The 10,710-nt window shown below is 58.3% G+C and carries 10 protein-coding genes; 7 read left to right on the top strand and 3 right to left on the bottom strand.

The window, feature by feature from the left end:
- Positions 1-98 precede the first annotated feature (98 nt).
- Together IEX53_RS05365 and IEX53_RS05360 are read left to right on the top strand one after the other, a co-directional pair.
- Entirely contained in the window at positions 99-425 is a 327-nt protein-coding gene (locus IEX53_RS05365; protein WP_236016050.1) for a conjugal transfer protein TraD, read from the top strand.
- A gap of 1 nt (position 426) precedes the next feature.
- Entirely contained in the window at positions 427-699 is a 273-nt protein-coding gene (locus IEX53_RS05360; RefSeq protein WP_188822204.1) for a conjugal transfer protein TraD, read from the top strand.
- Between the two features lie 406 nt (positions 700-1,105).
- Here the strand turns inward: IEX53_RS05360 and IEX53_RS05355 are convergent, their stop codons facing one another.
- The gene (locus tag IEX53_RS05355) at positions 1,106-2,044 is read right to left on the bottom strand and encodes a hypothetical protein (protein ID WP_188822202.1); all 939 of its coding nucleotides are present in this window, start codon (positions 2,042-2,044) and stop codon (positions 1,106-1,108) included.
- Positions 2,045-2,230: 186 nt separating this feature from the next.
- Between IEX53_RS05355 and IEX53_RS05350 the strand changes: the two genes are divergently transcribed.
- From IEX53_RS05350 to IEX53_RS05330, 5 genes are all read left to right on the top strand, one after another.
- Positions 2,231-4,297, top strand: a complete 2,067-nt coding sequence (locus IEX53_RS05350; protein WP_236016057.1) for a type VI secretion system Vgr family protein — start codon at positions 2,231-2,233, stop codon at positions 4,295-4,297.
- Positions 4,297-5,349: an ankyrin repeat domain-containing protein gene (locus IEX53_RS05345; protein WP_236016049.1), complete on the top strand. Its 1,053-nt coding sequence runs from the start codon at positions 4,297-4,299 to the stop codon at positions 5,347-5,349. Before IEX53_RS05350 ends, IEX53_RS05345 begins: the two co-directional genes overlap by 1 nt.
- 3 nt (positions 5,350-5,352) lie before the next feature.
- Entirely contained in the window at positions 5,353-6,729 is a 1,377-nt protein-coding gene (locus IEX53_RS05340) for a Tle-like phospholipase domain-containing protein (protein WP_236016048.1), read from the top strand.
- A 69-nt stretch (positions 6,730-6,798) separates the two neighbouring features.
- Positions 6,799-7,791, top strand: coding sequence for a DUF2169 family type VI secretion system accessory protein (locus tag IEX53_RS05335; RefSeq protein ID WP_236016047.1), 993 nt, complete (start codon positions 6,799-6,801; stop codon positions 7,789-7,791).
- A complete protein-coding gene (locus tag IEX53_RS05330; protein WP_188822197.1) occupies positions 7,788-8,201 on the top strand; it encodes a DUF4150 domain-containing protein in 414 nt (137 codons plus the stop codon). Before IEX53_RS05335 ends, IEX53_RS05330 begins: the two co-directional genes overlap by 4 nt.
- A 141-nt stretch (positions 8,202-8,342) precedes the next feature.
- On the opposite strand, the gene IEX53_RS05325 is transcribed toward IEX53_RS05330, so the two are convergent.
- Positions 8,343-9,890 (bottom strand): peptidoglycan DD-metalloendopeptidase family protein, encoded by a 1,548-nt coding sequence (locus IEX53_RS05325; protein ID WP_188822195.1) that lies wholly within the window; start codon positions 9,888-9,890, stop codon positions 8,343-8,345.
- 152 nt (positions 9,891-10,042) lie between these two features.
- A complete protein-coding gene (locus IEX53_RS05320; RefSeq protein WP_188822193.1) occupies positions 10,043-10,696 on the bottom strand; it encodes a protein-L-isoaspartate(D-aspartate) O-methyltransferase in 654 nt (217 codons plus the stop codon).
- Positions 10,697-10,710 lie beyond the last annotated feature (14 nt).

Raw genomic sequence — 10,710 nt, 5'->3', positions numbered from 1 at the left:
TACCCGGTGCCAGACCGTCTCACCGACCTTACAGCATTGCGCACGGCACTGAAATATCATGGCTGCATCGACAACGAACGATGACGATGGAGACGACGTTGCGCAAACCGAGAGATTATGACGCGGAACTGAAGGCGCTGGAGGACAAGGCGCGGGAACTCAAAGCCCGCAAGGTGCAGCAACTGGGCGAACTGGTCATCGCCACCGGGGCAGACAGCCTCAGCACCGAGGAACTGGCCGGGGCGCTGATCGTGCTGGCCGAAACGAAAGATGAGGACAGGAGGGCGGCATGGGCGAAGCGCGGGGCCGCGTTCTTTCGCGGAAAATCGCGCCGATCTGCTCCGGCAAATGATGACGACGCGGTCGGCCATCAAACGCAACCGGGCGGCGCGCAACCGGCACAGGGCAGCACGGGCGCGGCATGACATGCGAAGCTGGCAGGTCGACCGCCGCAAGCGCACACGGCATCTGATCGAACTCGGCGGTCTCGTCGTCAAGGCGGGCATCGTCGACCTGACCGGCGACGACCGCGCCACCATCCTCGGCGCGCTCCTCTGGATGGCCGAAAAGCTCAAAAGCGAGCAAGGCGAACACGCGCGGCAGCTTTGGGCCGGAAAGGGGAAGCAGGCGTTTGCAACGGAGCGGAAAGAGCAGAGGACGCCCACTGTCGCACAAAAGCTGCACGACGGTCTGGCGTGATGGCGGGCGGCGCGGAGACCTCAACTATCGCAGCGCTGCCCGCCATCACGCGGCTCGCCGCGCGGGTCGTCGTTGATGGTATAACGATGAAAAAGCGGAGGCAAACGACCCGAGCGCACTGAGGCGGACGATATCGGTTGATAAAGAGCGGAGCCGAACTACGAAAGCGGGGGCACTATGCGGTCGGCGCTGTTCCCTGTTCCGCTTCAACGAGCGACTTCACCAGCGCGATCACCTCTTGCCGCTTCACAGCGCTTTCATCTGCGAGAACACCTGTATCAACCGGCGCGAATCTTCAATGCTCTCTCTGTGTGTGGCCATCCAGTTCGACGCCTCTTCATTGCTCACGTTCATGTTTCCCACTGGTTGTTTGGTTGCGCCAATCAGCATGCACCACCCATAGGTGTCAATTCACAGCTGCGGCAAGTTCATCCGGCAGCAGAACGCCCACGCGGAAACCTGTTTGCGCATCGAAACACTCAGGATCGAGCAGATAGCCATGCTTCTCCATAAACCAGCGGGCGACACCAAGGTCGTAGAGTTCGGTGATAGCCTGCTCGATTCTGACGCGAGCCTTCGTGAGAACCTCCGGCAGCGTTTGCTGACGCAGTCCGGCTTCTCTTTGCAGCTTGCGAGCGGGCCGCCCCGCATCGGAAACCACGATGCTCATACGCCCACGACTTCCGCTCGCGCAGTTCACGCTGACCCATAGCCGCAAAGGCCGCATCGCATCGAAGCATGCATTGATCGCAGCAAGACGGGCGTTGATTTCAGCTTTCGGCATTTCCGTCGGCAGCACATCCGGCTTGTCATCCGCCAGTTCTGCAAGACGCTGCCCGGCTTTCAGTTTCGTATAGGAACCGACCGTGCCGAAATACTCAACCTCCCATTCGGAAAGCCATTGCTGGCGCTGGGCTATAGCCATGGCCCGGGCTTCCCACTCACCATATTTCGTCGCCGGGAATAACTTCCGTTTCGTGCCTTCCGCCAAATGGAGATGCGCTTCCCAGAACACACCGGCTTCCTTTTCCACGCGATAGATACCGGGGACGCCTGTCGTGTTGTTGCGCCGCAATTGCACCGCGTGCTCACGGTTTGTCATTGGCGGCAATATATCGATGACTGCGTTGCGATATGCCCTTGCCTGTGCCAGCGCCGCCTCGCTTGAGCCGTAGACAGCATCCTTGAAGTTGCGCAAAACAACAAGGCCGCGCCGTTGAATGCTTACTCGCCAGCCCTTACCGTGGGTTGGTTTTTTAGGTTTTTCGCGCCAGATACCAAAATTCTCGATATCCTGCTGGGATATACGATCAACCGGGATTAATTCCCGCTTTCGTTCCGACATATGCGCTCCACCTGCGATTATTCGGTTTTTACGCTAACATCCGCGCAACAGATCAATGTTGCAAGTTCTGATACGAAAAGTTCCCGGGAGGATCTTGCAACCGCTGAGGGTGTGAATATAGTCCGATTATAATATACGCCGCGACTGCATCAATTGACTTCACTGGAGGGGATATCCGTGAACGACATGCCGTTTATTGACGAGTTCATTCAGGCGTCTCGCGTTCTCAAGCTTTCCACTTCGCTCGGCGAGGATGTGCTTCTGCCGGAACGGGCAAGCATCACCGAGGGCGTCAACCAGTTGTTCGAAATCGAAATCGCGGTGCGTTCGAAAAAGAACATCGCGCCCGCTGATTTGATCGGCAAGCCGGTCGATTTGGAACTGGAAGTCTCGCAAGGCGAATACGGCGAAGAGCCGGTGCGCCGCTGCTGGAACGGCCTCGTCACCGAGTTGCACGAAGGCCCCGCCGTCACCCGCGGCTTACGCTCCTATCATCTGGTGGTGCGGCCTTCGCTGTGGCTCCTGTCGCAAACGCGCGATTCCCGCATCTGGATGGACCAGGATACGCTGCAAGTCCTCGAAACGCTGCTGAAAGAGCATGGCCTGACCCAAGCCGACACGGGTGGTGTGCTCAGGCGGCGACCGCCGATCCATTATTCCTGCCAGTTCAACGAGAGCGATCTGCGTTATCTCCTGCGCCGCTTCGAGGAAGAAGGCTATTTCTACTGGTTCGGCCATGAGAAGGGTTTGCACAGGCTGCACGTCGCCAATTATGCCAATAGCTGGCTGAAGCCGGAGGGTGACGGCAGGGTGCGCGTGGCATATGGCTCCAGCGATTCAAATCATATCAACGAATGGAAGCGCCGCTTCACCTATGTTCCGGGCAAGCGCTCCGGCGCGGACTGGAACTACAAGACCTTCGGCCATATCCCGATAGAAAGTACGCCCTCGCTGGTGGAGCTTCCCGGCAATGCCAAACGGGAAATCTTCGAATGGCCGGCCCGGGCGATGGACCTGGATGAAGCCAGACAGGTGGAGAAGCTGCGCATCCAGGCAAGCGAGGCCGACCATGAACGCGTCACCGGCACCTCCAATGTCCGCATTCTTGAACCCGGCCGCCGCTTCCAGCCTTATGACGCGGCCAATCCGGACGCACGGTTCGAGGAGCATGTGATCATCGCCGCCGAGCACGTGATCGTCGACCGCTCCTACGAAACCGACGGCGGCTCCCTGCCGGAATATCGCAACCGCTTCGAGGCGATCCCCTCGCGCATTCCGCTGACGCCGCACCGCACCACGCCCAAGCCCAAAATTGAGGGATTGCAGGTGGCGGTCGTTGCCGGGCCGCAGGGCGAGGAAATTTTTTGTGACTCCGATGGATGCGTCAAGCTCTGGTTCCCCTGGCAGCGCCACAGGGCAAAGAAGGACGGCACGGACACGAAGTGGATACGCGTCTCGACCAACTGGGCCGGACAGGGCTGGGGCGGACAGGTCATCCCGCGCATCGGCATGGAGGTGCTGGTCAGCTTCCTCGACAGCGACCCGGACAGGCCAATCGTCGTGGGGCTGGTGCCGAACCCGAGGAACAACGTGCCGTACCCGCTGCCAGTCAACAAGACCAAAACTGTTTTCCGGACCAACACCCATAAGGGCCAGGGCTTCAACGAGCTGACCTTTGAGGATGAAAAAGAACGCGAGGAGGTCTACGTCCACGCGCAGAAGGACCAGAACATCAAGGTCGAGAACAATTATTCCAAGCGTATAAATGTCAACAAGATCGAGAGCGTCGGCCATAATAAGGGTATCGAAGTCACCAACAATCATTACGAGGTGATCGGCGGCGACATGGATATCCGGGTCGGTCCATCAAACAAGTGGACCATCACTCCCCGAGCGGCAGACAAAGCCTTGGAGGGGATAGGACAGGTTGCCAATAGCTTGGGATCAAAAGAGCAAGCGCCAATTGGCGAGGGCAATCTCCATCTGGTGGTTCAGAAGAACAAGACTCAAAAGATCGGGGACACCCACACGGAGGATGTCGGTCGTTTAAAGAAAATAGATGTCGGGAGCGAATACAATCTTCGAGCCGGGGAAGATGTCATCATCGAAGCCGGAAAGAGGCTAATATTGAACTGCGGCAAAAGCCGGATTGTGCTCAACGCAGACGGCACCATTACCATAAGCGGTAAAAAGATCGTCGGGTCCGCTGATGAGATATTCGATATCTTGGGCGACATGGTGAAAATCAACTGATGCCGTCTCTCGTCTTCGCACGCCATCGCCGAAAGCTCTTGGCCGTCGTCGCGTTGCTGCTGCGCGCTATATTGATTGCGACGGCGTTAGGTGCGGCGGGATGCAGTGATAGCAAACAAGACGATCCGTATAAGAATTTCAGTCCGGAAGGGCGTGCGCTTATGGAAACAAAGAATTTGACCACGGAGCAGAAACAGAAGTTGAAGCTGGTGGAAATCGATTATGCGAAAGCGCCGCCGGAGATGCGCGCCATCGCCCATAAGATTTTTCTGGGCCAGACGCCCACGCAGCAGGAACTGAAAGCGCTGGGCGGGAATATCGATAAATCCTTTCCGACCCGGAAGCCGAATGGATTATACCGCCATGGGCGCACACTGCTGTTCACGGCTGTCGAAAACCATAATCTGGCTGCCGTTGATGCACTGCTCGCCGCCGGGGCCTCCCCCTATGTCTCGATTGATCCAGGCAATGAATCAGCGCAGGTTCGGGCGTGGAATTTTATATATCTAGTCTTGCAAGAGGAGGGAGAGCAACTTCCAAATGAAGAGAGATTTGACAAGACTTATGCCAATCAGCTCCTGGAACTTTATCTTAAAAACGGGGGCGATGCTAATTACAGATGGCCAGATGGAGACACATTGCTGGATGCCACATTTGGCATGAACCTTGATGGCTTCAAGATATTACTTAAAGCTGGTGCTGATCCGTGGGTGCATGACAGGAATCATGACCCCCTGCCTGTTCAGTTAGTATTATCTGGAGGTTATAACGCCCCTCGATTTATTCACTATCTCGCAGAGCAGGGATATTATGACAATATCCCTGGCGCTTACTTGCAAGAAATGATGAATGCTGTGACCAGGAAGTTAGATTCCGGCATTCGATCAGACCCCAATGAGATGGGAAAATATTATGTTCAATTTGCACAATATGCAGACGCCATTAAGCTGGTTCTGAACCGCGCACATTATTCGTTGCCAAAGGATTCCGAGCTTTATCGTTTGCTCTACGTCGATGACCATCTTTACCGCAAGCCGACGAGGGGGGATTAAATATTGAGCGCCGGCAACGAAGAACCCACCATCGTACTGGACCCCATCGTCATCAAAGCTGATCGGAGGAATACGCGCAACACAACCACGATCAGCGGCAATACCAGCATGGACAAATGCTTGCGCAAGGCCGCATGGCTGATCTTCGACGTATATGACCAAGAATATAATCACATGGCCTCGGAAACGCGGCCTATGCTGGCCGATGTTCGCAAGAACTGGAGCAAGATATTCGATGAAAAAAACGGTCGGGCTGGCTATCGTGCCGTGCTCTATCGACCCAATGGCAGCGATGCCGAGAAGGCGACGCTTTGCCCTCCTGCATTGGTGTTTAGAGGTTCGGATTTCACCGAGGAGGAATTTTCCGGTTTCGCCATATCGATCGAACTGGCCTACCGTTGGGATTGGGGGATAATTTCCGCCAATCCCGACCGGGAACCGCTTGAACACTTTGAATACGTCTTTTCTCCCAACTCTGCCGTTGCGCAGATGAAACCCGCAGACTTGGCGAGAAATGGCTTCACCCCGACGTCAATCGTAAAAAATGATGCAGGGCATATATCGTTACGAAGCACCGCCTTTCCAATCGCCAGTCTTCCCTTTGTTGTTGCAGCCCAATGGTCGGCTACAATTACGGTTTGGACCAAAAACAGAGGTGACTGGGCCACAAATTTTCGCCAAGGCGTGGGTTTGGAAACCGATCAATATGACAAATATGCGGTGCGGGATGCTTTGAGAGCAGCGAAAATCGCCATGAGTGATTGGAATGGGCGGTTGATGATCCTCGGCCACTCACTCGGCGGCGGTCTGGCAAGCTTGGCCGCCTGCGTGGCACAGGAAGAATACCCCAAGCTGAAGCTGGGGGCCAGAACGTTCAATGCAGCCGGCCTGCATGCAGCAACGGCTGTTCGGGCTGCTACTTCGCTGAGCGCCGCGACGGTGATGTCTTATGCGGTTGAGGACGAAATCCTCACCACCATGCAAAAGAAGTTCTCTCCGATTCCGCTAATCAAACATATTCTACGCTGGGCTGGGCGCGACCTCCCCGAAGCCATCACCGGCCATCCTTTCGAACGACGCAAACCCGGCATGGCCGATCTGTGGCCGGTCCCAGCGGAAGAATTTCCCATGTTGACCGAGGTGGATCGGATAGCGGTCGGCTGCCCCTCCTTGTCCGCCTTTGCGCAGCGCCTGGCTGAATATCTCTGGAGTCCTGCGGCGATCAAAGCAGCGTGGAACGTGTATAAGGGAAAGGGGGAGAGTGAAAGGATAGCGCAGCGCGCCGTAAGGGCCGTCGAACTTCATAGTATGCCGTCGGTCGCCCACACCTTTCCCGACCGTTTTGAGCGGCACCTTCCGCCCGCAAAGCCCGGCAAATAGATGCGCATCCAGACCAAACTCCCTCTCCCCATGTTTTCCTTCCGCCATTGGGGACGAGACGATCACGAAATGGGTGTCTTGCTCGTCAAGACGACCCTTCAGATCAATGAGACCGAGCCGCTTGGCGATCTGGTTATCCCCTATCCCGAAATCCTGCTCACCGATGTTTTTCACGGGAAAGCCAATTCCACGGCCCTCAAGCAGGAAAGCGAGATCGCGCCGTTCAAGCCCAGGACGGACATAACCATCAATGCCGTGGCGCGATCGCCAGAGGCCAAAGAACTGGAAAGCTGGCCGGTGCGTCTCGAAGTTCAGGGCCGACTTTCTTACGGCTTCCATGTATTCGGAGAGCGGTTGTGGGAACCCGGCAGAACGTTGATGGGCCGGAAATGGAAGCTCTCCTCAGTCGCCCGAATGACGGAATTGCCACTTACCTATGCTCACGCCTTCGGCGGGACGGTCAAGACGGGCGAGGACGAAGAGACGAGCCATGCCTACAATCCCGTTGGCCGCGGCCTTCTCAACGACTATCTCTTATCGCTGGGCGAGGCTGTTCCTGCACCACAGATCGGGCTTTATGGCGAGTTTGCCAGCCTCGCGCCAGATAATGTCATGACAGTCTGCGGTTTCGGCCCGGTCACTAAATCATGGCTACCCCGACTTGCTCTGGCCGGGACCTTTGACGATGCCTGGCGTCATGAACGCCACCCGCGCATGCCGACCGATTACGATTACGCATACTGGAATGCCGCGCCAGTGCAACTGCAAGCGGACCCGTATCTGCAAGGCGACGAAACCATCACGCTCACCGGCATGAGGCACGACCCGAAGCCCTACACATTCAAGCTTCCGAATGTTGCACTGGCGAGCCGGATAACGCGTTCAAACATCGCCGATGTGGAAGAGAAGCTCTTGAACCTCGACACGGTGCATTGCGATGTTTCCGATGCCGATCCAAATAAACATCACGTCGCGCTTGTCTGGCGGCTCACATTGCCGGAGCCCGACGCTATCGAGAATATCGACATCTTTGCCAGACGCCTGAAAGGAGACGGGGCATGAGCCATTCTGCCGCGCGCTACGCAAAAAAGGGAAATAGCATCGTTTGTCTCTCACCCGACGTCTGTCTGACGCCGCGCGGTTCGAAGGATGTGCCTGTCCCCTATATGATCGTTTCGAAGCTGGAATGGAGCGAACGCACCGTTTCGAATGTAAGCTTTGGTGGAGATGAAGCGTTCACGATGGCGAGCCGCACCGGGACAGTAACCGGAAACGAGCCCGGAACAGGCGGAGGCGTGCAATCAGGTGTAAATGTCGGTTGGTGCCGTCCGCAGTCGAATAAGTCGAATTTTTTCGTAAAGGGTCAACAGGTCATTCAGGACGATTGCCTCTATGAAATGAACTGCACGGGTCCAGATGGCTCATCGAACACCGTCGGCAAACTTGCTTATGACGACAGCCAAAGCGCGTGAATATCGCTGCCGCGTAGGCGGTTCAAACCTTTGTTATACCGGGACGGGCTGCGTCGGCTTCAAATCTCCACAGTTAGCAAGTGTCGATTTCGGTCAAAACCTGCCCGAGAATGACGGCGGGAAAGCGTTTAATCAGCTCCGCTACGATTCCAGATATTTCGACGGATTGACCGGCGAGGAATTCTTGCGCACCTCGAAATGGAGCTTCGGCGATTTGGCGTTGCCGCTCATGCCGGAGCGGGCGATTTCCTCGCCACGGCGCACTTTCTGACCGCGCTGGACCGTGATCTGGCTGTTGTGGCCGTAGACGGTCACGAGGCCGTTCTCATGGCGCACCAGCACGGTGTTGCCGAATTCCTTGAGGCCGTCGCCGGCGTAGATGACGACGCCGTTTTCCGCAGCCTTCACCGGCGTACCCTCCGGCACCATGATGTCGATGCCGTCATTGACCGAGCCGCCTTCGCGCTGGCCGAAGCTGGAGAGCACGCGGCCGCGCACCGGCCAGCGCATCTGCGAGATGCCGGTCGAGGACGGGGCGGATGCCACGTCGGTCTCGGCATCCTCGATAACCTTCTTGCTCGTCTGCGGCGGCGTATAGGGCTTGACGTTCGACGGCGCGGGCTGCTGCGGTTGCGCTTGCGGCCCTGCCGGGGGCGGCGTCGAGCCGGTCTTCACCTGGTCAAGCTTCGGCTGGGCTGCAGCCACCTGCGTCGTAGCCGCGGGAGCCGCGCCGCCGGGGATGACCAGCGACTGGCCGACGCGGATCGCGCCATTGGCGAGGCCGTTCGCCTTCTTGATCTCCTCCACGGAGGCGCCCGTCTTCTGCGAAATCCCGTAGAGCGAATCGCCGCTCTGGACCATATAGCTACCGCCCCTCGCCGGGGGCGTGGTTGCAGTGGGTGCGGTCGAGGACTGGGCGACAACGCCCGGCTGCTTTTCCTTGATGGTCGGCGTCTGCGGCAGGATCGCGACATCGCTGTTGGCGGGACGATGCGCAGGAGCAGCCGGGTTCTGCGGCAGCTGGCCCAGAACCTTGCCCTGCTGCGCACCACTGCCGGACGTCCTCGTGCCGTCAGCGGCAATGACGCCGCGGCCGGAACCGCCCTGGCCGCCGGGCAGCTTCAACCGCTGACCAGCCTGGATCCTGTTGGCGTCCGTGATCCCGTTCGCCTGCATCAGCGCATTGGGCGACACGCCGACGCGATTGGCAATTCCGAAAAGCGATTCGCCGGGCTGGACGATGACTTCACCCGCCGCGCCGCTGACCGGCGGGGGATTGGCCGAAGCCATTTGCTGGGCGGGTGCAGGCTGAACGGTCTGTGGCGCACTCGCCGCCACCGGCGCGGGCTGGCGGGGCGGAGTGGCTGCGGCAACCGGCGCCGACGATACGGGCGGCAGGCTGGCGCGCTCGACACCCGGGCTGCGCGTTACCGGCGTGACGGCGGCGCGGCTGATGGAGCCGGTATAGTTCCGGTCCACTGCGGGCGCACTGGAAGCTGCCTGCGGATAGGGCTGAGCAGCGGGCCGCTTGTTTATTGTCGACCGCTGGTTGGGAGTCGATCCTGTATAGATGCCATCGGTGAAACGCATCACGTCCGTGCTGCAGCCGGCGACAAATCCGGTGATCAGAATGATCGCCGCAGTCTGCAAAAACCGCTGGGACGCCTGGTCCAAAACCCTAAAACGCATGTTCAACCCGTCCATACTCACTACTCGAAGCATGGTGAATTAAAGCGTGTTAATCTTACTGGGGCGTTAAAACGGTACGATCTTTATTAGAAATCTAAGGGAATGGAGCCCCTGCCAATAGGGCAATATGTTAACCTTTCGCGATGCCCTTTTCAAAGCACCGACGCAACGCCCTCGATAAAGGGCTGGTAGCGGACGAGCATCAGATCCTCGCGCTCGAAGCGGCTCCCTGTCTTGGCGAGGCGCGCAACCACCTGCTGGCCGTCGCCCGGACCGATGGGCGCGACCATTACGCCATTGCTGGCAATGAGATCGACGAAATGGCGTGGCAGGCTGTCGAAGGCGGGCCAGACGATGATCCGATCGAACGGGCCGCCGCCCGGAGGGCCATGCCGCCCATCCGCCTGTTTTATCAAGACATTTTCGATCTTGAGCGCCGTCAGCCGCTGACGCGCCTGGTCGATCAGCGTCTTGTAGCGCTCCAGCGTCGTCACGCGCCCGCCGAGCCGGCCCATGATCGAGGCGGAATAGCCGGAGCCGGTGCCGATCTCGAGCACGCGATGTCCCTCCTCCACGCCCAGCGCCGAGATCATCCGCGCCTGGTCGTCGAGCCCCTCGATATACTCGCCGCAATCGAGCGGAACGGTGCGGTTCTTGTAGGCGACATCGGCCCAGACCGGGTTGACGAAGCCGCGCCGGGGCGTCGCCTCGATGGCGGAGAAGAGGCGCGGATCGTTGAGCCCGCGCCCGCGCATCCGAAGCACGAAGGCGGCGAATTCCTCGCGTTCCGTCAGTTTCGCCGACATTTAACCTCGATTCC

Source organism: Paramesorhizobium endophyticum (assembly GCF_014640615.1).
GTDB classification, from domain to species: Bacteria; Pseudomonadota; Alphaproteobacteria; order Rhizobiales; family Rhizobiaceae; genus Paramesorhizobium; species Paramesorhizobium endophyticum.
The sequence above is the reverse complement of the archived record's forward strand: the minus strand, read 5'-3'. Positions and strand labels throughout refer to the sequence as shown.